The organism is Rahnella sp. P4_A8, from assembly GCF_056402435.1.
Map to the genome: position 1 here is coordinate 93,312 of NZ_JBFUHK010000010.1, position 23,194 is coordinate 116,505.

Sequence of the window (23,194 nt, forward strand, 5' to 3'; positions counted from 1 at the left end):
AGGAGGGGTTTTAAGGACGAAACGATGGCCAAAGCAGACATCAACTTCTTGATTTTTTTGTAATACCCCAACCTTCCCCTTCGCAGGGGAAGGCGTTGTCCGGTGTTCCCAGACAGGCAGCCAGTTGTTCCCCAGTTACGCCCGCGATGATCATCTCATTCACGGGGGGCGCAAAGGCAAACTCCCTTAACCATTGCTGCCTCGCCGCTTCCAGCCTGTCAGCGGGCCGCGCGCTAAGCGATTCCCGCAACACGCAGCGCTTTTCTTCCAGTGTCTCCGGGGTAATGCCGTCAATGATGGCCGGGATCTGCGCGATAAACGTATGGATAAACCCCAGCAGTGTTTCTGCGCTATACGTCGGCGATTGTAATGCAAACAAAATGCCGGACTGGCGGGCGGTCTGATGGAAACGGCAACTCACTACGTATCCGACATTTTTTTCGACGCGCAATTGCTGGAAGAATTTGGGTTCGAGGAACGACGCTAAAATCTGCGTGGCGGCCAGGCATTCAGCGGTGTTTTCCGCCAGCGGACAGAATAGCAATACCGCAGCATCGTCTCCGGCGGTCGTGAATTCATGCACTCCGCCTGACGAGCTGCTGACCACTTCCGGCAGTTTTGCCAGCAGGGTGCGTATCGCGATATCCGATGCCAGCTGATGCTGTTCCTGCTCAAACAGCCGTTTGCCTTGTGCCAGCGCGGCGGGAGAAGGCGCGCGCAGCAGTTCGAGCGCCGTGGCGAGCGTGCGCGTCGCCCATGCCTGAGAGCCGCTAAGTTGTAATAATCCGTTGCCCTGCGCACAGGTAAACACCAGAGAATGACCTGCATGGGCAGATTGCGCGCAAAGGGCGCGCAGGCTGGCGCGGGCGATACACGCCTGAAGTAAGGTCAGCGGGGCACCGGTGGTCAGGATGCTTTCCCCTGTTTTATGCGTGATTCCGGCGGACGGGAGGTAAAACCTAAAAGGTGATTTCGTGACGTTGTCACATTGTGATTGCCATTCTTTAAAACTGACCGGCAGGGTGAAGCCTTTTACCGGGGTGTTTTGACCAGACACATCCGGCGCAATCCACAGCCGCGTCATGTTTTCCGGCTTTAACTCGCTGAGCAATATCTGCCAGCCGTTATGCGCGGCGGGCGGGAAATCCAGGGTGCGGACGCGCAGTTGATCCAACGGCGTCAGGCGGCTGAAATCGCGATGCGCGAGGGCAATGTAATGTTGCAAATGCCCGGTGCGTAAAGCATGAATCTGTTGCAGCCAGTGGCAGAACAGTGTTTCCACACGTGCACATAAAGCAGGCGTGGTATCGCAGGCGAGAAATTCAATACTGAGAATAGCGTCACTGTCGGATGCGTACGGCAGCGAAACCTGCACGTTGTCTGCCAGCGCCTGGGTTCGAAGTTGATCCAGCAAACTGCCCGGCGCTTCATCCGCCAGGAGCTGACGCAATAACGTCAGCGCGGGCGAGGGCGTGACCGGGAACGAAAAACGCAGTCGTGGTGACCCGTCAAGACGCAATTGCAGATGGCGTTCGTCGCGCAATACCAGAGGCTGAGCAGGCGCTGGCTGAGAACCGTTGCAGGCAACAAAGGCATTGCCGTAATGCTCTGCCAGCGTGGTCAGTTCAGCGACAGATTGCGGCCCCTGTAACCACAACGTGAGCTGCCCTGCGGTGAAGAATTGCTGATGATAGTCCGTCAGTGCCTGTTGCAGAGCGGAAATATCCTCACCGAAAGCGGTACGGTTACCGACGTGAAAATCATGCAGTTGTGCCGGAGCCGCAAAGGCCAGACTCAGCGCCGCATTACAAAGGGAATCCGCATGACCGGTCAGCATCCGGTATTCGGCGTCGATCACCGCCACTTCCTGCTGCACGGCCTCCGTTGCCAGCAAAGGTTGCGCCAGCATGTCCGTCAGACGCGCCAGACCGTCTGCAAACTTTGCCGGTGTCATATCGAAAAACCACGCCGTCGAGGTGGCGTGCGTGCTGGCGTTGAGTCGCGCCCCTTCGGACTGCGCCCACATCATCAGCCGTTCATCACCCTGAAACTGACGGCTTCCGGCAAACACGACGTGCTCGAACAGGTGCGCCAGACCGGGAAACGCGGGCGGTTCGTGATGACTTCCGGCATCCAAATGAATGAGTGCGGCAGCACGCGAGGCCTGCGGGTCATGAAGAATATTGACCCGCAATCCGTTAGCCAGTGTCAGGGTGTGTACGGCTGGCAGCATCAGACCCTCAGCCTTTAAAAATCAACTGCGAGTTCGCGCGGTTGCGGAACTGCAACTGATTGATCTGAATGTTGGTACAGTTGGCCTGTTCGCGAGCTGCCAGAATTTTGCCATGATGTTCGGATTTGGAGCACACCGGATCGGCGTTGTCGGCGTTGCCGGTGAGCATAAACGCCTGACAGCGGCAGCCGCCGAAGTCTTTCTCTTTTTCAGAACAGGAACGGCAGGGTTCCGGCATCCAGTCGAAGCCGCGGTATTTGTTAAAGCCGAACGAGTCGTACCAGATTTCCTGCAAGGTATTTTCCAGTACAGACGGGAATTCGACCGGCAACTGACGCGCGCTGTGGCACGGCAGCGCCATACCTTCCGGCGTCACACTGAGGAATATCGCTCCCCAGCCGCCCATGCAGCCTTTCGGACGTTCTTCGTAATAATCGGGCGTCACAAACAGCAGGTTGGCCAGATTACCGGTGCCCGCCATTTTCTCGCGATACTGATGCACCACATTTTCGGCGCGGGCGATCTGCTCGCGGGTCGGCAATAGTCCTTCGCGGTTAAGCTGCGCCCAGCCGTAAAACTGACAGGTCGCCAGCTCAACGTCATCGGCTTCCAGCTCGATACTCAGGTCGATAATCTTGTCGATCTGGTCGATGTTATGGCGGTGCAGCACGAAGTTCAGCACCATCGGATAACCGTGGGCTTTCACCGCTTTTGCCATCTCCAGTTTTTGCCTGAAGGCTTTGGCGTTACCCGCCAGTGCGGCGTTCAGCGTTTCATCGCTGGCCTGAAAACTGATCTGGATATGATCCAGTCCGGCTTCGGCAAACGCATCGATTTTCTTCTCGGTCAGCCCGATACCGGACGTGATCAGGTTGGTGTAAAAACCGAGATCGCGGGCAGCGCGGATAAGCTCAGGCAAATCTTTACGCACCAATGGCTCGCCGCCGGAGAAACCGATTTGCACTGCACCCATTTCCCGCGCTTCTTCGAACACTTTGATCCACTGTGCGGTGGTCAGCTCTTTGTCCTGTTTGGCGAAATCAAGCGGGTTCGAGCAATACGGACATTGCAACGGGCAGCGGTAGGTCAGTTCGGCCAGCAGCCACAACGGTGGTTTGACCGCAGGTTTAAGCAGGTTCACGGAAGGTAATCCACTTTTGAGCATGGGCCTGAGCGAAGAAATCTTTGACGTCATCATTCACGCCACCGGCTTCCGGGAAGCGGGCATTCAGCTCATCGATGATATTGGCAATCGTCCGCTCGCCGTCGACCAGTTGCAAAATGAAGGTCGCGCTGTCGTTAAGTTTCGCCATCCCTTCCGGGTATAAAATCACGTGACAGTCCTGCGTTTTCTCAAACTGCATGCGGTAGCCGCGACGGAACATCGGCGTGTAGTGTTCGGTAATGGTGATCACAGAAGTCGTCCTTTATGCCAGACCGCCTGTTGCGTCACGCTGTGGTATGGCGGGCGGTTCAGTTCGTAAGCCATGCTCATGGCATCGAGCATGCTCCACAGAATGTCGAGTTTGAATTGCAGGATTTCCAGCATGCGCTGCTGTTTTTCGACGGTATCGCAGTATTCCAGCGCCAGTTGCAGGCCGTGTTCCACGTCGCGATTCGCCTGACTCAGGCGGCTGCGGAAGTAACCGTAACCTTCTTCCTCAATCCATTTGTAATGCTGCGGCCAGGTATCGAGACGCGCCTGATGGATTTGCGGGGCGAACAGTTCAGTCAGCGAGCTGCATGCCGCTTCCTGCCAGACGGCGCGGCGGGCAAAGTTAACGTAAGCATCGACCGCAAAACGCACGCCCGGTAACACCCTTTCTTCTGAAAGCAGCACATCACGATCCAGACCGACCGCTTCCCCCAGTCGCAGCCAGGCTTCGATACCGCCTTCACTGCCGCCGTATCCGTCGTGATCGAGAATACGCTGCACCCATTTGCGTCGGGTTTGCGCATCCGGGCAATTGGCCATAATGGCCGCGTCTTTCAGCGGAATGCTGGTCTGATAATAGAACCGGTTCGCTACCCAGCCCTGAATTTGCTCGCGCGTCGCCTGACCATTGTGCATCGCAATATGGTACGGATGATGGATGTGATAAAACGCGCCTTTGGCCCGCAGCGCCTGTTCAAAAGCTTCCGGCGTCATCGGTGACGTCCGGTTTGAAGATGTCGTCATAATCGTTTTACCTAAAGTTCGATGCGCATCCCGTCCCAACTGACTTCGATGTTTTGCTGCGTCAGTGCCTGCCGCTCGGCAGAGGCTTCATTGAGGATCGGGTTGGTATTATTAATATGGATGAGAATTTTGCGTTCTGCCGGAAGGGAAGACAGCAGGGCAATCAGCCCTTGTTCTTCGGCAAGGGCCAGATGGCCCATGTCCTTGCCGGTATTGCGGCCGACGCCGGTGGTCGCCAGCTCGTTGTCCTGCCACAGCGTGCCGTCAATCAGCAGGCAATCGGCTTTATGCAGCCACTTCAGCAGTTCATCATCTGGCTCGCCCAGACCCGGTGCGTACAGCAGCGAGGTGCCGGTTTTCGTGTCTTCAATAAACAGCGCGATATTGTGGCCGGGGAGCGGTTTGCCGCGGTATTTCGAATAAGGCGGCGCGTTACTCAGCAGCGGAATGGCCGTGAATTTCAGATTCGGGCACACCGCCACGGAGAAGCGCTTCTCCGGCCCGATAGCGTGGTGTTGCAGGCCGCCATTCCAGTGCGAAAGCATGGTGAAAATCGGGAAGCCGGTGGTGAGATCTTCATGCACTTCCGGCGTACACCACACCTGATGCGGAGAGCCTTCGCGTAAATTCAGCAGGCCGGTGCAGTGATCAATCTGGCTGTCGGTCAGGATGATGGAGCCGATGGCGGTGCCGCGTAAAACGTCGTGTTTTATCAGTTCCGGCGTGGCGGCAATCTGGTGGCAAATGTCCGGCGAGGCGTTACACAGCACCCAGTCGGTGCCATTGTCGCTGACGGCAATTGACGACTGGGTCCGCGGAGAGGTTTTCATGGTGCCGTTGCGAACGCCCTGACAGTTGCTGCAATTGCAGTTCCACTGAGGGAAGCCGCCGCCTGCCGCGGAACCAAGTACGATAATCTGCATGTGAGAACCAGGGGGAAAGGGAAGGAAGATGCCCACAGTTAACCGTGGGCACAAGGGCTTAGCGGTTAGAAATGTACAGCGTCACTTCTAAGCCTAAACGCAGGTCTTCGAAAGAAGGTTTAGTCCACATAATTACGTCCTCTTGGTGATTACAGTTTTAAGTTCACTGCCGTTTTAATTGCGGCAGGTGATCGGCTTATTGTCAAATATCGCTGGTTTGGCTAAGAAAATGTTGCGATGAGCTCAAACCGATATTGCCCTGTAAGCCACAGGGATTAGCGCAAAATTCCGGATGAAAAACTATTCACCCCACGTTTGCTTTAATACTTTCAGCCAGTTACGGCAGGCGATTTTTTCGATCAATACGTCGCCGTAACCCGCATCAGACATGGCCTGAATCAGTAACGGCAATCCGGCGACATCGCCGAGGACATCCGGCACATTGATGCCGTCGAAATCCGAACCAAAACCGACATTTTCTTCGCCCAGTTTACCAAGAAGGTTATCAAGATGTTTAACAATTTCGGTGATTGGGGTGTCACCGTTACGTTTTCCATCTGCCCGCAGAAACGCTGTGCCGAAATTAACGCCAACAAAGCCGTCGCTTTCCGCAATGGCAGCCAGTTGTTTATCGGTTAGGTTGCGCGGTTGCGGGCATAGCGCATGCACATTGGAATGGGTGGCAACCAGCGGTGCATCGGTGAGTTTTGCCGTCTGCCAGAAGGCCTTTTCGTTCATGTGCGAGACATCGAACAAGATCCTTTTCCGGTTACACTCACGCAGCAATCCAAGCCCGGCGGGCGTCAGACCCTCACCGGTATCCGGCGAACCCGGAAAATCGCCTTTCACGCCGGTCCCAAACTGATTGGGTAAATTCCACAGTGGGCCGATGCTGCGCAGCCCTTTTTCATACCAGAGTTCCAGCCGCGAGAAGTCATCTCCCAGCGCTTCCGCGCCTTCAATATGCATCACCATTGCCAGCACGTCGTGAGCGATACACTGCTCAATTTCGGCAACCGTCCGGCAGATTTTTGCCCGCCCGGATGACTGTGTTTCGATACGTTCCAGCAGTGAAATCTGTGCCTGTGTGATGGCTAACGCGTCATGAGGCACAGCCGGAGAATTTGGCTTCAGTTGTGGCATATACGAATCAGGTGGTACGAAAATGGCAAATAAGCCACCCGCGAAGCCACCGAGGCGACAACGCCTGAGATCGAGATGTCCTTCCAGTGAGCCATCAAGAAACAGGGCAGCAGGATCTGCTGCATCATGCAGCCACAGGCGCAGTAACAGGTCGTTATGACCGTCGAAGACAGGGGGATGTGGAATGGAGTTCATGATGTTAATGGTACTTTATAAAAGCACGAAAATGTATGCGGAATATGTAATGGTTTGTTTGGGTGATGTTAAGTGATTTGACTGACTTGTTTTCATGTGGAGGTGAAAGAAAAATACGGCTTTGACCTTTTGTCTGCTGGTCAGGCAAATCTCAGTCAGCTCCCTCCCCTGCGAAGGGGAGGGTTGGGGTGGGGTATTAAGGTCAAAATCCAATAGTTAAAGTGTGCTTTTACAAAGAATTAGCCATTAAAACCCCCTCCCAACCTCCCCCTTCGCAGGGGGAGGAGCAAACAGAAAAACATTCTGCATTTGAATTATTGCTGCGGCCTCAGCAAATCAGAAACTATAGCTCGCCGTCACCGACACATTCCTTGGTTCGCCGTAGACCACATACTGGTTCACGCTGGTGTCATATTCTTTGTCAAACAGATTATTCACGTTGGCCTGCACCGCCAGTTGTCTGGTGACCTGATAACGACTGAACAGGTTAACCAGCGCGTAGCTGCCTTGTTCCGCATAACGGGTGCCGTTGCCGCTTGGGCCCGGAACGGTATCCCAGACGTGGGTCTGCCAGTTCACGCCACCGCCGACGGTCAGATCCTGCAACATCGGCAGACGGTAGCTGGAGAACAGTTTTAGCTGGGTGCGCGGCAGTTGCGGATTAACTGCATCGCCATTTTCATCTTCTGCAATGTAACGGGTACCGCCGAACGTCATCTGCCAGTTATCGGTCAGCGCGCCGTTCACTTCAAATTCCACGCCGCGGCTGACGGTGCCGTTTTTGCCTTCATAGGCGGTATCGGTTGTGCCAGGAATAATGCGGCCGGTGCTTTGTGCCACGTTATCCAGCTCCGCGCGGAAGATAGAAACCGACGCGGTCAGACGGCTGTTAAACCAGTCAGATTTTACGCCCGCTTCGTAGTTTTTGCCGATGACCGGTGAAAGGTAGCCGCCGTTGATATCGCGGTAAGTTTGCGGCTGGAACACTGAGGTGTAGCTCGCATAGGTCGACCAGGTATCGTTGATGTCGAACACCAGACCTGCGTACGGCGTGATGTTGTTCTTCTCGATCTGGTCGGTGAGCGTGTGAGAATTCCAGTTGGTGTAGCGTGCGCCAACGATCAGGTGCAGCGGATCCGCCAGTGAAAGACGCGTAGCCACGTAAGCCGATTTCTGACGGATAACATTTTCTTCCGCCAGCGCGCGCGGACTCCAGTCAGTTTCAGGGAACTGACCGTTGAAATCGTTAAAATTGCCCAGTTCTTCGGTTGAGATATTGGCAAATGAACTGTAATAGGTGTTCTGCTGTTTGCTGTAGCTCACACCGGTCATCAGTTCATGCTGACGGCCAAACAGTTCATACGGGCCGCTGGCAAAGGCATCTACACCATCGACTTTACGTTTACCGGTGTTATAACCGGTTCCCGCCACCACCGGATAACCGGCATAAGCGGATTCGCCGACGCCGGTGGTTTTATCGAATGTCCCGTCGATATACATCATCTTACTGTCGATACGGGATTCGGTATGGGTGCCATTCAGCGTGGCCTGCCAGCCGTTATCGAACGACTGCTTCAGGGTGGTGAACAGCTTAGTCGTTTCTTTATCGCTGTACGCCCAGTCCGGTGCGGAGTTAAAGCCGCGACGATAATCGGTTTTGCTGCCGTCCAGATACCAGCGCGGCATACCGCCCCAGGTCGGGCTGTCGGTGTTGGTTTGCTGGAATTCGTAGCCTGCGGAAAGCAGGGTGGAATCGGTGAGGTCGGCATCCACGGTGGCATAGACGAATTTTTTGGTGGCGCCGTAGCGTTCAACGTAGCTGTTTTTGTCCTGATAACCGGTGATCAGGCGGCCACGTACGCTGCCGGATTCGTTCAGCGGTGTGGATAAATCTGCCACGTAACGTTGTTTATTCCAGCTACCGTAAGTAGCAGAAACATTGCCGGTGAATTCTTTGCTGTCGGCGTGTTTACGCACCTGATTGACGGATGCTGACGGGTTGCCGGGGCCGGTCATCAGACCGGTTGCACCGCGCACCACTTCGATACGTTCATAAATCGCCGTGTCAGACTGGGAATCACCCAGATCCCAGCGCGGGTCGAAGGTGGTCGGAATGTTATCGACCATGTAGTTGTCGATCAGAAAGCCACGCGCGTAATAAGTACGGCGGTCGAGATCCGAGACGCTTTCCTGAATACCGGTGGTGTTTCTCAGCACATCACCCAGAGATTGCAGTTGCTGATCCTGCATACGTTGCTTGCTGATGATACTGACGGATTGCGGAATATCGCGCGCCGTCAGGGCCATTTTTGTGCCCGCAGTGGTGACCGGAACACTGTAATCGGTGGCGGCAGTCTCCGCGACCCCGGCGCTATTATTCTCACCGGTCACGACAACGGTATCGCCCGCCGTTTTTTTAGCGGGAGTTTCTGCGGCATAAGCAGAATGCAAAGACGACGAAATTAACAATGCGATCACTGAAAGTGAAAGTTTCTTTCCTGAATTATTATGAATATTTTGCTTATTGTTCCTGACAACGCAATTCCCTGAAAAGACACACATAACTATTCTCCAGACGGTTATTTTTTTATTTTTAAGCCACGGCATTTTTGTATGAATACGGCTTTATCTGCATGAGCAAATCCCGCCAGAATCCCCCGGAACAAGGGCTGGACAAGATAAAAAGGTCATGGTTAATAAAGCGAATGAGAATAATACGCATTGGGTTTAACGATGTAAATAAATATTACAGACAGGGGGAGGAGTGGGGGTTGTCGCATAGCTCCCTCCCCTGCGAAGGGGAGGGCTGGGGTGGGGTATTAAGGTCAAAAACTAAATTCAAAGTGTGCTTTAACTCATTGCTTTGTATTTAAAACCCCCTCCCAGCCTCCCCCTTCGCAGGGGGAGGAGCCAAAAACCGCCCCGGTCTGGCCGCCAGACGTTGCTGAGAAAGTGCTCAGTTAGCTCCCACCCCTTCGCAGGGTGAGGAGCAAAGATAAAAACCCTTTCACCCTTCACGGCGAGTGAGACCAATTTGCCATTAAAAACCCACCTTTTAGCCATTAAGAAATCTAGACATCTAAACGTTCGTTTTGTAGAGTGTCACCACCTGCCGGATTAACGTTTGATTCGGCTAAGAAAAATACAACGGCGGTGACACAATGTTCAGTAACGTTAAAATCCTCGACGGCGGCATGGGGCGCGAACTGGCCCGGATGGGCGCTCCTTTTCGTCAGCCTGAATGGTCTGCGCTGGCACTGATGGAGGCTCCGGAATTTGTGCGAGCCGCTCACGATGCTTTTATTGCTGCCGGTTCTCAGGTCATCACCACCAACAGTTACGCCGTAGTGCCGTTCCATATTAGTGAAGATGTTTTTGTGGAGCAGGGCGCGGCGCTGATTGCGCTTTCCGGCAAGCTGGCGCGGGAAGCAGCGGATGCTGCACCGGCTGATGTGCTGGTCGCGGGTTCACTTCCTCCGGTTCTCGGGTCTTATCGTCCGGATCTGTTCGAACCGGTGGCAGCCAAAAAATTACTGCAAGTGCTGGTGAATAATCTGACGGACAGCGTCGATGTCTGGCTGGCCGAAACGCAAAGCTCTGTGGCGGAAGTCGAAGCCGTGCGTGATGTGCTCGGCGATGACCCGCGTCCGCTGTGGCTGTCTTTTACCTTGCAGGACAATCTTGATGAAAATGGCAATGCGCTGCTGCGCTCCGGCGAATCAGTTGATGATGCCGTAAACGGCGCATTACGGATTTCTGCCAGTGCGGTGCTGTTCAATTGCAGCCGGCCTGAAGTGATGGCCACGGCGGTGAAAACCGCGCGTGCCGCACTGACGGCGCAGGGATCTGCGCTTGATATCGGCGTGTATGCCAATGCCTTCGAACCTTCCGATAATCAGCGCGGTGCCAATGAAGGGCTGAGCAAAATGCGTCAGGACACCGATCCTGCCGGATACCTGGATTTCGCGAAAGACTGGGTGGCGCAGGGTGCCACCATGGTCGGGGGATGTTGCGGGATCGGGCCTGAACACATCGCCGCGCTTAAGCAGGCCTTCGCTAAATAACATCCATAAAAAGAATAAAACGCACATTAATTCTGAAGATGCATTCTTCGCAGACAGGGGAAAAACATGATTGATCGTCGTTCGTTTATCAAAAGTGCGGGGGCACTTTCCGTTGCTGCGGCTACCCACTCTTTGTGGCTGGGCAATGCCTTTGCTGCGGAGGCAGAAAAGCCGAAAAAAGGCGGGCATCTGGTTGTTGGTGTGGATAACGCTTCCAGCACTGACCGTCTGGATCCGGCATTCTGGTTCGAAACTTACATGTATTTCGTCGGTTCTCAGATGTTTAACAATCTGGTGGAAATCGACGAAAACGCCAGACTGGCCCCCTCGCTGGCTGAAGCCTGGGCCTCAACCGACGGCAGCAAAACCTGGGTGCTGAAAATTCGCCAGGGCGTGCAGTTCCACGATGGCCGCTCGCTGGGCGCGAAAGATGTGGTGTACTCCCTGAATCACCATCGTGGTGAGAAATCCACCTCGCCGGTGAAAGGTTATCTCGATACCGTCAGTGCAATTGAAGCCACCGGCGACCATGAAGTCACGATTAAACTGACCGCGCCGGACGTTGAATTCGTCTGGCTGCTGAGCGCCGTGCATTTCGCCATTACCGCTGAAAATGAAAACTTTGACAAAGGCATCGGTACCGGCGCATTTATCCTTGAGAAATTCCAGCCGGGCGTCTCTACGCTGACTAAACGCAATCCGAACTACTGGAACAGCGAACGCGGGCATGTCGATTCTGTCGAAACGCTGGCGATGAATGATTCAACGGCCCGTGTGGCGGCACTGGTCAGTGGTTCGGCACAATTGATTAACCGTGTGAATCCGCGCATCGTCAGCCGCATCGAACGTATGCCGAACCTGAAACTGGTGCGCGCCAAAGACAGTATGATTTATACCTTCCCGGGGCTGTCGAATCTGGCGCCGTTCGATAATGTTGATGGCCGTCTGGCGCTGAAATACGCCATCGATCGTCAGAAAATTATCGATACCGTGCTCGGCGGTTATGCCAGCGTGGCGAACGATAACCCGATTTTCCCGTCGAACCGTTACTTCGCGAAAGACATTCCGCAACGTCCGTACGACCCTGAAAAAGCCCAGTTCCACTGGAAGAAATCCGGGTTCAGCGGCCCGCTGACCCTGAACGTTGCCGATGCCGGTTTCCCTGGTGCGGTTGATGCCGGTCAGCTTTATCAGCAATCCGCCGCCAAAGCTGGCATTAATCTGAATGTGGTGCGCGTGCCGGACGATGCGTTCTGGAATGATATCTGGCAGAAGAAAGCCTTCGTGTCGTCGAACTGGGCGAACCGTCCGACCGCCGATGCGCTGCTCTCGCTGGTATTCACCAGCCAGTCTTCATGGAACGAATCCGCGTGGCACGTTCCGGCTTTCGATGCGATGGTCAAAGCCGCGCGCGGTGAAGCGGACGAAGCGCGCCGCAAACAGATTTACCATGACATTCAGGTGATGCTGGTTGATCAGGGCAGCGAGATCATTCCGCTGTATGCCGATGCACTCGACGGTTGTTCCGCCAAAATCAAAGGGTTCACGTCCGTTCCGGGGATGCCGCTGAGCGGTAACCGTGCGGCAGAGAAAGTCTGGATCGAAGGCTGAACCGGGTAAAAATATGTCTGACTTATCTGCACAACAGAAAGCGACTCAACGGCCTGCGGGCCGTTTTTCGCAACCTCATTCCAGCTTGCTGAGCATGGTGCTGATACGCCTGTTTTATGGCGTGCTGGTGGTGCTGGCAGTTTCCGTGCTGATTTTTGCCGGTGTGCAACTGCTGCCGGGCAATGCTGCGACGGCGATCCTCGGCCAGAGCGCCACGCCGGATGCCATCCGCGAACTGAACTTGCAACTGGGGCTGGATAAACCGGCAGTCAGCCGTTATCTGAGCTGGTTGGCCGGTGTGTTGCACGGCGATTTTGGCACCAGTTTCTCCACCCGTGAAGCCATCAGCGGCCCGCTGTTTACCCGCCTGGGCAACACGTTGTTTCTGGCCGGATGTACCGCCGCGATTGCGGTTCCGCTGGCGCTGCTGATCGGATTTATTTCCGTTCGTTATCAGGGCAGCGTAATTGATACGCTGCTCAACGCCATCACCCGCGCAACCGTCGCGCTGCCGGAGTTTTTCTCCGGCTATCTGCTGATCCTGATTTTTGCCATCACGCTGGCATGGGCGCCGAGCAACAGCAGTATTACGGCGGATATGCCGCTGGCAGCTAAACTCTCCGCCATTTCCCTGCCGTGTGCCACGCTAGTGCTGGCGATCCTTGGCCATATGAGCAACATGACCCGCGCCGCGCTGATTGCCGCGCAAAGTTCGGCGTATGTCGATACTGCGTTGCTCAAAGGGCTGTCGCCGTCGCGCATTTTGTGGCGTCACGTATTGCCCAATGCCGTGGGGCCGATCATCAACGTCGTGGCGATCAATCTGGCGTATCTGATGGTCGGTGTGGTGATTGTTGAGAACGTATTTGTTTATCCGGGACTCGGGCAGTACATGGTCGACAGCATCAGCAAACGTGATATTCCGGTGATGCAGGATTGCGCGTTGCTGCTGGCTGGCATTTATATCCTGCTGAATTTGCTGGCGGATGTGATGTCACTGGTCGCCAATCCGCGTTTACGCCACAACCGCTGAATCTTAGGAATTGCTGTAATGCCTGCATTAAAACCTGCTTCGATACTTGGCCTGCTGGTGCTGAGTCTGTTTATTCTGATCGCCATTTTTGCGCCGTGGCTGGCGCCTCACGCGCCGGATCAAACGCTTGGGATGTCCTGGGATTTACCGGGACCGGATTCCATTCTCGGCACGGATAATCTCGGCCGTGATTTGCTCTCCCGCCTGATCTGGGGCACCCGCGTTTCCCTTGGGGTGACCGCGCTGGCGGCGCTGGTGGCGTTTATCGTCGGTTGTACGTTCGGGTTTATTGCCGGACTGCGCGGCGGCTGGTTAGATCAGGTGATTTCCCGCTGCAACGATATCGTCATGGCTATCCCGACGCTGATCCTGGCGCTGATTGTGCTGGCCGTCTTGCCAAAAACCATTCTGGTGCTGACGCTGGTGCTCGGCTTGCTGGAATCGACCCGTGTGCTGCGCGTGGCACGATCCCTCGCGGTGGATATCGGCGTGATGGAATTTGTTGATGTGGCGCGGCTGCGCGGCGAAAGCCTCGGCTGGATCCTCTGGCATGTGATCTTACCCAATGCGCTTCAGACGCTGATTGCCGAATTCGGCCTGCGTTTTATTTTTATTCTGCTGTTTCTTTCTGCGCTGTCATTCCTCGGGCTGGGTATTCAGCCACCCACCGCCGACTGGGGCGGACTGGCGCGCGATAACAAAGACGGTATTTTGTTTGGCGTCTGGGCGGCGCTGGTGCCGGGTGGCGCCATCGCGGTACTGGCGCTGGCGGTCAACGCCGTGGCGGACTGGCTGATGAGCGGTGAGCGTCGTGTGTGGGGGAAAAAAGCATGAATGAGCACTTACTGCATGTCGAAAACCTGCACGTGGTGTCGCAGGGTAAAAATCCGCGCACGCTGGTGGATGACGTCTCTTTCACGGTGAAGCAAGGCGAAGTGCTGGGGCTGATCGGCGAATCAGGCGCAGGTAAATCCACCATCGGACTGGCCATTCTCGGGCACTGTCGTCAGGGGATGCGCATTCAGTCCGGCAGAATTACATTCAGCGGACAGGAACTGACACAACTTTCTGACCGCCAGTTGCGGCAGGTGCGCGGCAGGCAGATTGCTTATGTCGCGCAGTCTGCCGGAGCAGCGTTTAACCCGGCGATCACGCTCGGTGAGCAGGTCATTGAGGCGGCGCTGAAACATAAAATTTATCCCCGACAGCAAGCGCAGGCCAAAGCCATTGCGCTGTTTGAACAACTCGGCCTGCCGGATCCACAGGCATTTTATCAGCGTTATCCGCATCAGGTTTCCGGCGGTCAGTTACAGCGCGCGATGATTGCGATGGCACTGTGCGCCGGTCCTGAGTTGTTGATTTTCGATGAGCCGACCACCGCGCTGGATGTCACCACACAGCTCGGTGTGCTGAAAGCCATCAGCGATGTGATCCGCTTTTCCGGCGTCGCGGCGATTTACATCAGCCATGATCTGGCGGTCGTTGCGCAGATAAGCGATCACATCATGGTATTGCAGCACGGTAAAACGGTTGAACAGGCGGAAACGGCGCAACTGCTGAGCCAGCCGCAACAGGATTACACCCGCCGTTTGCTGCATGCGCAGGGCGGGAGCAAAACGCCGCAAACCGGCGATGCGCCGGTGGCGCTGGATATCCGCAACATCAGTGCGCGCTATCATGCGCAGCCGGTGCTGCAAAACATTTCACTGAGCTTGCCGCGCGGGCGCACGCTGGCGGTGATCGGCGAATCCGGCTCGGGGAAATCTACGCTCGGCAAAGTGATTTGCGGACTGCTCACGCCGCAAACCGGTGAGGTCAGTCTGAATCAGCAAGTATTACCTGCCAGTTTGCGCCAGCGCAGCCGCGTTCAGTTGCGCGATGTGCAACTCATTCATCAGATCCCCGACACGGCGCTGAATCCTAAAGAGCGTATTGGCAGCCAGATTTCCCGTGTGCTGGCCTGCTTTACGTCGCTGAACCGCAGCCAGCGTGAGGCGCGGGTCAGTGAATTGCTGGCGCAGGTCGGATTACACGCTGAACTTGCGATGCGTTTCCCTGCCGCACTTTCCGGCGGGCAGAAACAGCGTGTGTGTATTGCGCGGGCGCTGGCGGCTGAGCCAAAAATTATCGTTTGTGACGAGCCAACGTCGGCACTCGATCCGTTAGTCGCCCGCGATGTCCTGGCGTTACTGCGCCAGATCCAGCAGGAAACCGGCATTGCTTACCTGTTTATCACCCACGATTTACAGGTGGTACGTGAAGTGGCGGACGAAGTCGCGGTGCTCAGACAAGGCGTGATTGTGCGCCACGGCCCGGTGGCATCTGCACTCGCCGAACCTCTGGACGATTACACCCGCGAGTTACTGCGTTCGGTGCCTGAAATGCGGGTGGGCTGGCTGGAGGAAATGTTTGCTAATTAATACTTGTCCTCCTGCCCGGCGGTTTTGTTGTGCTCCTCCCCTTCGCAGGGGAGGAGCAAAATGGTCATCCTTATTTACACTTTCGCAATATTAACGTCACTAAAGATTCCCTTATTTATACCGATAACCCTTTTGAATTAAATAAATCATTAGAAAGTCGTTCCGCTATGTAACCAATATTTTGAATTTTTTTTCATGGTATTTGTTTTATTGGCCAGGAAATAAGGGAAATAAAATGTTTAAACTGATCAACAATATGCGTGTCGGCGCCCGTTTAGGGGCCGCATTCAGCCTTGTCATTTTGCTTTTAGTCATTGTCAGCGGGATTGCAATCACCAAAATAAGCAGCATTAACACCAGTATTGAACAAATAATCAGCGACCGGTACGTGAAAGTCCGGCTGGCATTTGATGTTCGCGACGGCGTAAACGACCAGATTAAATATCTGCGGGGTATCGTTATCGATACTAAAAATCCTGAACAGAATAAAAAGCGTTATTTACAACTGGATGACACGGTCAAAAAAACCAATTTAGCGATGGATAAAATCGCCGCGATCCAATCCACCGTGACGGGCAAGCAGAAAATTAAAACGTTGCAGGAAGCGGGTGAAACCTTCGAAACGGCGAAAGAGCAACTGATTGCCTTAGCCCGTGCCGGTGACATGGACGGCGCGACCGAATTTGTTCTGCGCAAACTCACCACCTCGCAAAATGCGTATCTGGATCTGGCAACCGCATTTGCCAACTCTCAGGATCAGCAGTTGCAGGCTGAAGGTAAAACAGCGATAGCAGATGGCGCCACCGCCATTCAACTGACGCTGATTTTTTCCGCGCTGGCGATTTTAATGGCGGCGGCGCTGGGCTATTTCCTGACGCGTTCGATCACCCGTCCATTGCATACCGCAGTGAAAGTGGCAGAAAACGTGGCGGCAGGGGATCTGACCACACAAATCCAGGTGATGTCGCAGGATGAAACCGGGCAGCTCATGCAGGGGCTGAAAAACATGAATGAAAACCTGCTGAAAATTGTGACCGAAGTGCGTGCCGGCACCAATGCCATCACCAGCGCGTCCAGCGAAATTGCTGCCGGAAACCTCGATTTGTCTTCCCGCACTGAACAGCAGGCCAGTTCGCTGGAAGAAACTGCGTCGGCGATGGAGCAGATGACCGCCACCGTGAAGCAGAACGCTGATAACGCGCGTCAGGCTAATCTGCTGGCCGCGCAGGCTTCCCGCGTGGCGGTGCAGGGTGGCGAAGTGGTGGGCGAAGTGGTGAATACAATGGAAGGTATCAACACTTCCTCGCGTAAAATCGTCGATATCATTGCAGTGATTGACGGCATTGCTTTCCAGACCAACATTCTGGCGTTGAACGCCGCCGTTGAAGCGGCGCGTGCCGGTGAGCAGGGCCGTGGATTTGCTGTCGTGGCTTCCGAAGTGCGCAATCTGGCGCAACGTTCTGCCAGTGCCGCGAAAGAGATCAAAGTGCTGATCGACGACTCGGTGGCGAAAGTGGATAACGGCACGCAACTGGTTGCCAAAGCCGGGGCTACCATGGCGGAAGTGGTGTCCAGCGTAAAAAATGTGACTGACATCGTGGGCGAAATTGCGATTGCCAGTAACGAACAAAGCACCGGCATTGAAGAGATCAACAAAGCCATCACTCAGATGGATGAAGTCACCCAGCAGAACGCCGCATTAGTGCAGGAAGCTTCGTCGGCGGCATATTCGCTCAATGAGCAGGCTGAGCGTTTATCCCAGGCGATCAGTATCTTTAAAGTCAGCGCCGGTTCGGCAACGGCGGCGGTGCGTAAAGCCGGGCAGACAAAATCTCCCGCCTTGCTGTCAAACCGTCAGCCGGTTCCGGCCGCTGATCAGGGCAACTGGGAAACGTTCTAAATCTCCTGTTAGTTTCTCAAAGTTTTCCGTTTCATGTTTAAAACCTGACAATTTCTGTCGGGTTTTTTACTTTCTGCCTCAGCTTTTGCCATAATCCCTTCGCCAATATAAAGGAGAAGGCTTTGATGATGAAAAATACCCTGCGTAAAACCGTGCTGATGGCGGCGGCTGTAGTGCCAATGCTCGCATTCAGTACGGTGTCATGGGCGCAAACGGCGACAAAAATGACGTCTGTGCAGCAGCAGCTTGCGGCGCTGGAAAAAGACAGCGGCGGTCGTCTTGGTGTGATGCTGATTAATACTGAAGACAATTCCCAGATTGCTTACCGCGCTGATGAACGTTTTGCCATGTGCAGCACCAGCAAGTTCATGGCCGCGTCAGCCATTCTTAAACAGAGCGAAACGCAAACGGAGTTGCTGAACCGCCGCGTCAGCCTCACAAAATCTGATCTGGTAAATTATAACCCGATCACCGAAAAGCATCTCGATACCGGCATGACGGTAGGCGAACTGGCCGCCGCCGCCTTGCAGTACAGCGATAATACCGCCATGAATAAACTGATTGAGCAGCTTGGTGGCCCGCAGAAAGTCACGGAATACGCCCGTACGCTCGGCGATAAAACGTTCCGTCTGGACCGCACTGAACCAACGCTGAACACCGCCATTCCGGGGGATGACCGCGACACCACTTCACCGCGTGCGATGGCACTGAGTCTGCAACACGTCACGCTGGGCAGCGCGCTGGCTGAACCGCAACGCGCGCAACTGGTGGAATGGATGAAAGGCAACACGACCGGCGCGATGAGTATCCGTGCGGGGCTGCCTGCGACCTGGGTGGTCGGCGATAAAACCGGCAGCGGCGATTACGGCACAACCAATGATATTGCGGTGATCTGGCCGGATAATAAGGCCCCGCTGATCCTGATTACCTATTTCACCCAGCCGCAGAAAGACGCGAAATCCCGCCGCGATGTGCTGGCTTCTGCTGCGAAGATTGTGACGCAGGGTTATTGATTTACGTTGAAAAGGACAAAGAAAAGGGCCCGCAAGAGCCCTTTTTGATTGCCGTGTAACGGGCAGATATGGGTTATTTTAGAAACAAGAGAAGGGAATAGAATGTCCAGGCCGTTTTCAGGATCTGCGCAGGCGCTCATGATGTCATTGCTGACGGGACAGGCTACGCACTGGCAGCGCGCGTGGGTTCCGCTACCGTTGACCTCTTCGGTCTGGCAATCAGTCAGCGGCGTTTTATTTTCCAAAATACTGCAACCGGTCTGGTGGTGCTGCCGTTGCCCTGAGCCTGTGGTGACGGTGAAGAAAAACACGGTGTACTGGCTGGCTCATCTGGTTCAGGAACCGGGTCCGGCGGCTGATAAACTGTGGATTGATGCGGTGCGAACGCGCTATCAGATGCAGACCAACAGCATCCTTCCGCCGGAAACCGATGCGATTTTGTCGCAGGTGTTCCAGGATTACGTCACCTTATATGAGTTCTACCGCAAAGGTCGGGTTAATGAGCTGAATAATTAGGGAAATATCCGAAGGGATTGTTTATATACGCGGCGGACATTATTCTCTGTATTATTTCTGTAATAACCGCACCGATGTCGCGGTGTAATATATTTCAAAATTTATATCTGACGGCTATTCAGCCAGTTACTGCACCGTACTTTAATATCATCGCCCATATAACAGCCGCAGGCTATAATTAAACAACTTTCCTGAAAGACTGTTCACCGGGCATCAACCTCCGGTGCGACGTCGTAGCCGCAGGGGTATTGATGCCTGACAACGGTGTGATTTTAAGCCTGATATGTCGCGTGTTGACCCGTCGTTCTGCAAGACGGATGTGCTTTTTAGTGCTTTATTAATGACCGTGTAACGGAGTTAAGTCAGCACGATCGTTCATTAAATCATCAACATATTGATTCCTATAGGAAATAATAAACAAATCTATACAAAATAAATTATTGAGGTGGGGGCAAAAAAGCCATATATTGGCCGCGTTTTTCATACGCTTGTAATTTTCTTAATCAAATTTATTCAATTGTGGCGTTCTAATAACACACGGTTGTAGGAGAGATATGATGACGGATAAAGTCCGTATTGACAGTTTTGGTGCGAATTCATTAAACGGAAACAATGAAACCTATTTGGCAAGACAAGCTGAATTTGAATCGAATGTTCGGAGCTATCCACGTAAGTTGCCTCTGGCAATTGCGAAGGCCAATGGCGTTTGGATCACGGATGTTGAGAATAATCAATATCTTGATTGCCTGGCCGGTGCGGGTACGCTTGCTCTTGGACATAATCATCCTGACGTGCTGCAAAGCATCCAAAATGTCATTACCAGCGGCTTGCCGTTACATACACTGGATCTGACAACACCGTTGAAAGATCAGTTCTCTGAATATCTGCTTTCTTTATTGCCACAACAGGGCAAAGAGTATTGCCTGCAGTTCACCGGTCCGTCGGGTGCTGACGCTGTTGAAGCTGCCATGAAACTGGCTAAAAAAGTCACCGGCCGTAGCGGTATCATCAGTTTCTCGGGTGGCTACCACGGTATGACACACGCCACACTGGCGGTGACCGGTAACCTGTCTCCGAAAGAAGCTGTTAATGGCATGATGCCGGAAGTGCAGTTTATGCCTTACCCGCACCAGTACCGCTGCCCGCTGGGCATTGGCGGTGACGCTGGCGTTAAAGCATTAACCTATTACTTCGAAAACCTGATCAACGACGTTGAGAGCGGCGTTCGCAAACCTGCGGCTGTCATTCTGGAAGCGGTTCAGGGCGAAGGCGGCGTGAACCCGGCTCCGGCTGAGTGGTTGCAGCGCATCCGTAAAGTGACTCAGGAACACGGCATTCTGTTGATCCTCGACGAAGTGCAGGCGGGTTTCTGCCGTACCGGCAAACAGTTCGCCTTCGAACATGCGGGCATTGAGCCGGATATTATCGTGATGTCCAAAGCGGTCGGCGGCGGTCTGCCACTGGCGGTTCTGGGTATTAAGAAAGAGTTCGATGCCTGGGCTCCGGGTCACCATACCGGCACCTTCCGCGGTAACCAACTGGCGATGGCCACCGGCCTGACCACGCTGAAAATCCTGAAAGAAGAAAAAATCGCCGAGAAAGTGGCAGCGCAGGGTGAATGGCTGAAAGCCAAACTGGCTGACATGCAGAAACGCTATCCGGTTATCGGTCACGTGCGTGGTCTGGGCCTGATGATCGGTATTGAGATCGTCAAACCCGACGAAGCGCAGGATCACATGGGTTGCTATCCGGCTGACGGTGAATTGTCTGCATTGCTGCAGAAAAAATGCTTCCAGGCTGGCCTGATCCTCGAACGCGGTGGCCGTAATGGTTGTGTGCTGCGCCTGTTGCCTTCCCTGCTGATCACCAACGATGAGCTGGGTATTTTCCTCGATAAGTTTGAGCAGGCGCTGTTAGCGGCTGGCATCAAACCTGTCTGAGCGGAGTAAGAGATTCTGATGTCCGAGTTAAACCCGATTCTGGCAGGCTCAGCGCAAAGCACTGAAGCCTACCAGCAGGCCATTGCGCAGAGCAGTGAAGCTGTTGTGCAGTGGCTGAAACAACCTGAGATGTATCAGGGCAAAACCGTTGCTGAGCTGCGTGAGCGTATCAGGCTGGACTTCAATCCAAACGGTCTGGGTAACCAGGCCGCGATTGAACGTGCGATTGAGTACTTTTTAAAAGACAGCCTGTCTGTGCATCACCCGCAATGTGTGGCGCATTTGCATTGCCCGAGTCTGGTGGTCAGCCAGGCGGCGGAAGTGCTGATCAATGCCACGAACCAGAGTATGGACTCCTGGGATCAAAGCCCGTCAGCAACCATCATTGAGATGAAGCTGATCGAATGGCTGCGTACTCAGGTGGGCTATCAGGCTGGCGACGCAGGCGTGTTCACCAGCGGCGGCACCCAGAGCAATCTGATGGGGCTGATGCTGGCACGCGATGCCTTCTTCGCGCGTCAGGGGCATTCCATTCAGCAGGATGGGCTGGTCGGCAATCTGCGCAAAATTAAAGTGTTATGTTCTGAAAACGCGCATTTCTCTGTGCAGAAGAACATGGCGCTGCTCGGTCTGGGCTATCAGTGTGTCACGCTGGTGAAAACCGATGAGTTTGCCCGTATGGATCTCAACGATTTGCGCGAGAAAGTGGCACAGGCGCAAGCCAGTGGCGATCAGATCCTGGCCATTGTGGCGACAGCCGGTACCACCGATGCGGGGGCTATCGACCCGCTGCGTGCTATTGCTGAACTGGCGGCAGAGCATCAGATTTGGGTGCATGTGGATGCGGCATGGGGCGGTGCATTATTGCTGTCCGAAAAATACCGCAATTATCTGGACGGCATTGAGTTAGTGGATTCCATCACGCTGGACTTCCACAAACAGTTCTTCCAGACCATCAGCTGCGGCGCATTCCTGCTCAAAGAAGAGCGTCATTACGAGCTGATGCGTTATCAGGCGGCTTACCTGAACTCTGAGTTCGACGAAGCGGCTGGCGTACCGAATCTGGTGTCCAAATCCCTGCAAACCACCCGTCGTTTCGATGCGCTGAAACTGTGGATGGGGCTTGAGGCGTTAGGTCAGAAACAGTATGCCGCGATCATCGATCACGGTGTGACGCTGGCTCAGGAAGTCGCGCAATATGTGACTTCTGAAGCCGCGCTGGAACTGGTGATGAAGCCGCAACTGGCGAGTGTTCTGTTCCGTTATCGTCCTGAGCAACTGGCGGGCAGCAGCGATGCGGCTATTGCACTGCTGAACCAGAAAATCGGCGATGCGCTGCTGGAATCTGGCCGTGCTAACGTCGGTGTGACCGAGCATAATGGCGTCACCTGTCTGAAGCTGACCTTGCTGAACCCGACAGTAACGCTGGAAGACGTGAAAGTCCTGCTGGCGCTGGTTGAGAAAACCGCACAGCAATTGCTGAACGCATAAGTCATTACTGAAGCATAAGTTTCGTTCTGCGTTAACCCGCAGCAAAAAGCCGGTGATACAAAAGTATCACCGGCTTTTTTACGTCTGAATGACTTTCTGACCAGGATAATTCTTAATGCTGAGCGACAGGCAAAAAAGAACCCACCTCATGGGTGGGCTATTTAAGGGTATGGTGCTTACGATCCGCTGCTCTTGCGTCAGCTGATCTAAGAGTAATCCCAGACCCCTGTCCTGTTCAAGTCATTGACAAAAAAGTGCCACAAAGAGCGCATATTTTTGGGTGGCAGAACGCTTTTCGCATCATGCCCCGCACTCACCCAGACGTTATCACTCACCTTACCGGGCCTTTGTTATCCGTTTCGGGCACCGATTATCAGCGCGGCGACCAATGCAATTGAAACGAACGACATATAACCAATCACTAAAGCTCTTTTCATATCAAGCACCTCAGTTGAACGTTTTTCAGAACATCGGGCTCACGCCAGAAATCATAGTAAACCGGACAGAACGTAATATAAATACCGATGACGTTA

The 23,194-nt window shown here is 54.2% G+C and carries 18 protein-coding genes; 10 read left to right on the forward strand and 8 right to left on the reverse strand.

The genetic code is table 11. The features are described 5' to 3' along the window. Window positions 1-40 precede the first annotated feature (40 nt). The 8 genes from pqqF to fhuE all read right to left on the reverse strand — a co-directional run bounded on the left by pqqF (window position 41) and on the right by fhuE (window position 9,235). Window positions 41-2,233, reverse strand: coding sequence for a pyrroloquinoline quinone biosynthesis protein PqqF (pqqF, locus tag AC1DUO_RS08190; RefSeq protein WP_119262326.1), 2,193 nt, complete (start codon window positions 2,231-2,233; stop codon window positions 41-43). A 7-nt stretch (window positions 2,234-2,240) separates the two neighbouring features. Beyond that, a complete protein-coding gene (gene pqqE / locus AC1DUO_RS08195) occupies window positions 2,241-3,374 on the reverse strand; it encodes a pyrroloquinoline quinone biosynthesis protein PqqE (RefSeq protein ID WP_437176668.1) in 1,134 nt (377 codons plus the stop codon). Then, window positions 3,361-3,618 (reverse strand): pyrroloquinoline quinone biosynthesis peptide chaperone PqqD, encoded by a 258-nt coding sequence (gene pqqD / locus AC1DUO_RS08200; RefSeq protein WP_037033221.1) that lies wholly within the window; start codon window positions 3,616-3,618, stop codon window positions 3,361-3,363. The genes pqqE and pqqD overlap by 14 nt, the downstream gene beginning before the upstream one ends. 26 nt (window positions 3,619-3,644) lie before the next feature. Beyond that, window positions 3,645-4,412: a pyrroloquinoline-quinone synthase PqqC gene (gene pqqC, locus AC1DUO_RS08205; RefSeq protein WP_037032804.1), complete on the reverse strand. Its 768-nt coding sequence runs from the start codon at window positions 4,410-4,412 to the stop codon at window positions 3,645-3,647. Window positions 4,413-4,423: 11 nt separating this feature from the next. Next, complete coding sequence (gene pqqB, locus AC1DUO_RS08210) at window positions 4,424-5,335, reverse strand: pyrroloquinoline quinone biosynthesis protein PqqB (RefSeq protein ID WP_477986993.1); 912 nt, start codon at window positions 5,333-5,335, stop codon at window positions 4,424-4,426. Window positions 5,336-5,393: 58 nt separating this feature from the next. After that, the gene (gene pqqA / locus AC1DUO_RS08215; RefSeq protein ID WP_013578120.1) at window positions 5,394-5,465 is read right to left on the reverse strand and encodes a pyrroloquinoline quinone precursor peptide PqqA; all 72 of its coding nucleotides are present in this window, start codon (window positions 5,463-5,465) and stop codon (window positions 5,394-5,396) included. Between the two features lie 170 nt (window positions 5,466-5,635). Next, window positions 5,636-6,673, reverse strand: coding sequence for a dipeptidase (locus tag AC1DUO_RS08220; protein ID WP_119262324.1), 1,038 nt, complete (start codon window positions 6,671-6,673; stop codon window positions 5,636-5,638). A gap of 336 nt (window positions 6,674-7,009) precedes the next feature. Continuing rightward, window positions 7,010-9,235: a ferric-rhodotorulic acid/ferric-coprogen receptor FhuE gene (fhuE, locus tag AC1DUO_RS08225; RefSeq protein ID WP_119262323.1), complete on the reverse strand. Its 2,226-nt coding sequence runs from the start codon at window positions 9,233-9,235 to the stop codon at window positions 7,010-7,012. A gap of 599 nt (window positions 9,236-9,834) precedes the next feature. On the opposite strand from fhuE, the gene AC1DUO_RS08230 reads away from it, so the two are divergent. The 10 genes from AC1DUO_RS08230 to AC1DUO_RS08275 all read left to right on the forward strand — a co-directional run bounded on the left by AC1DUO_RS08230 (window position 9,835) and on the right by AC1DUO_RS08275 (window position 22,661). Further along, window positions 9,835-10,737, forward strand: a complete 903-nt coding sequence (locus AC1DUO_RS08230) for a homocysteine S-methyltransferase family protein (RefSeq protein ID WP_119262322.1) — start codon at window positions 9,835-9,837, stop codon at window positions 10,735-10,737. A 69-nt stretch (window positions 10,738-10,806) separates the two neighbouring features. Next, the gene (locus AC1DUO_RS08235; RefSeq protein WP_187514645.1) at window positions 10,807-12,348 is read left to right on the forward strand and encodes an ABC transporter substrate-binding protein; all 1,542 of its coding nucleotides are present in this window, start codon (window positions 10,807-10,809) and stop codon (window positions 12,346-12,348) included. 94 nt (window positions 12,349-12,442) lie between these two features. Continuing rightward, window positions 12,443-13,381 carry an ABC transporter permease gene (locus AC1DUO_RS08240; protein ID WP_119262442.1) on the forward strand — a complete coding sequence of 313 codons (939 nt, stop codon included), beginning with the start codon at window positions 12,443-12,445 and terminating at the stop codon, window positions 13,379-13,381. An 18-nt stretch (window positions 13,382-13,399) separates the two neighbouring features. Beyond that, window positions 13,400-14,215 carry an ABC transporter permease gene (locus AC1DUO_RS08245; protein ID WP_013578126.1) on the forward strand — a complete coding sequence of 272 codons (816 nt, stop codon included), beginning with the start codon at window positions 13,400-13,402 and terminating at the stop codon, window positions 14,213-14,215. Continuing rightward, the gene (locus AC1DUO_RS08250) at window positions 14,212-15,801 is read left to right on the forward strand and encodes an ABC transporter ATP-binding protein (RefSeq protein WP_119262320.1); all 1,590 of its coding nucleotides are present in this window, start codon (window positions 14,212-14,214) and stop codon (window positions 15,799-15,801) included. Before AC1DUO_RS08245 ends, AC1DUO_RS08250 begins: the two co-directional genes overlap by 4 nt. Before the next feature lie 235 nt (window positions 15,802-16,036). Further along, on the forward strand, window positions 16,037-17,701 hold the full coding sequence (locus AC1DUO_RS08255) for a methyl-accepting chemotaxis protein (protein WP_013578128.1): 1,665 nt from the start codon (window positions 16,037-16,039) through the stop codon (window positions 17,699-17,701). 125 nt (window positions 17,702-17,826) lie between these two features. Continuing rightward, window positions 17,827-18,714: an RAHN family extended-spectrum class A beta-lactamase gene (gene blaRAHN, locus AC1DUO_RS08260; protein ID WP_119262319.1), complete on the forward strand. Its 888-nt coding sequence runs from the start codon at window positions 17,827-17,829 to the stop codon at window positions 18,712-18,714. Between the two features lie 102 nt (window positions 18,715-18,816). Then, the gene (locus AC1DUO_RS08265) at window positions 18,817-19,230 is read left to right on the forward strand and encodes a hypothetical protein (protein ID WP_041673406.1); all 414 of its coding nucleotides are present in this window, start codon (window positions 18,817-18,819) and stop codon (window positions 19,228-19,230) included. Between the two features lie 554 nt (window positions 19,231-19,784). Beyond that, window positions 19,785-21,170 (forward strand): diaminobutyrate--2-oxoglutarate transaminase, encoded by a 1,386-nt coding sequence (locus AC1DUO_RS08270; protein WP_014416667.1) that lies wholly within the window; start codon window positions 19,785-19,787, stop codon window positions 21,168-21,170. A gap of 18 nt (window positions 21,171-21,188) precedes the next feature. Continuing rightward, window positions 21,189-22,661, forward strand: a complete 1,473-nt coding sequence (locus AC1DUO_RS08275) for a pyridoxal phosphate-dependent decarboxylase family protein (protein ID WP_013578132.1) — start codon at window positions 21,189-21,191, stop codon at window positions 22,659-22,661. Window positions 22,662-23,194: the final 533 nt, after the last annotated feature.

Coding starts and splice junctions, on each gene's coding strand:
- fhuE (WP_119262323.1), bottom strand. CDS start 9,235: ATGTGTGTCTTTTCAGGGAATTGCGTTGTCAGGAACAATAAGCAAAAT.
- pqqF (WP_119262326.1), bottom strand. CDS start 2,233: ATGCTGCCAGCCGTACACACCCTGACACTGGCTAACGGATTGCGGGTC.
- pqqB (WP_477986993.1), bottom strand. CDS start 5,335: ATGCAGATTATCGTACTTGGTTCCGCGGCAGGCGGCGGCTTCCCTCAG.
- AC1DUO_RS08220 (WP_119262324.1), bottom strand. CDS start 6,673: ATGAACTCCATTCCACATCCCCCTGTCTTCGACGGTCATAACGACCTG.
- pqqC (WP_037032804.1), bottom strand. CDS start 4,412: ATGACGACATCTTCAAACCGGACGTCACCGATGACGCCGGAAGCTTTT.
- pqqD (WP_037033221.1), bottom strand. CDS start 3,618: ATGTTCCGTCGCGGCTACCGCATGCAGTTTGAGAAAACGCAGGACTGT.
- AC1DUO_RS08240 (WP_119262442.1), top strand. CDS start 12,443: ATGGTGCTGATACGCCTGTTTTATGGCGTGCTGGTGGTGCTGGCAGTT.
- blaRAHN (WP_119262319.1), top strand. CDS start 17,827: ATGATGAAAAATACCCTGCGTAAAACCGTGCTGATGGCGGCGGCTGTA.
- AC1DUO_RS08265 (WP_041673406.1), top strand. CDS start 18,817: ATGTCCAGGCCGTTTTCAGGATCTGCGCAGGCGCTCATGATGTCATTG.
- AC1DUO_RS08230 (WP_119262322.1), top strand. CDS start 9,835: ATGTTCAGTAACGTTAAAATCCTCGACGGCGGCATGGGGCGCGAACTG.
- AC1DUO_RS08275 (WP_013578132.1), top strand. CDS start 21,189: ATGTCCGAGTTAAACCCGATTCTGGCAGGCTCAGCGCAAAGCACTGAA.
- AC1DUO_RS08250 (WP_119262320.1), top strand. CDS start 14,212: ATGAATGAGCACTTACTGCATGTCGAAAACCTGCACGTGGTGTCGCAG.
- AC1DUO_RS08255 (WP_013578128.1), top strand. CDS start 16,037: ATGTTTAAACTGATCAACAATATGCGTGTCGGCGCCCGTTTAGGGGCC.
- AC1DUO_RS08270 (WP_014416667.1), top strand. CDS start 19,785: ATGATGACGGATAAAGTCCGTATTGACAGTTTTGGTGCGAATTCATTA.
- AC1DUO_RS08245 (WP_013578126.1), top strand. CDS start 13,400: ATGCCTGCATTAAAACCTGCTTCGATACTTGGCCTGCTGGTGCTGAGT.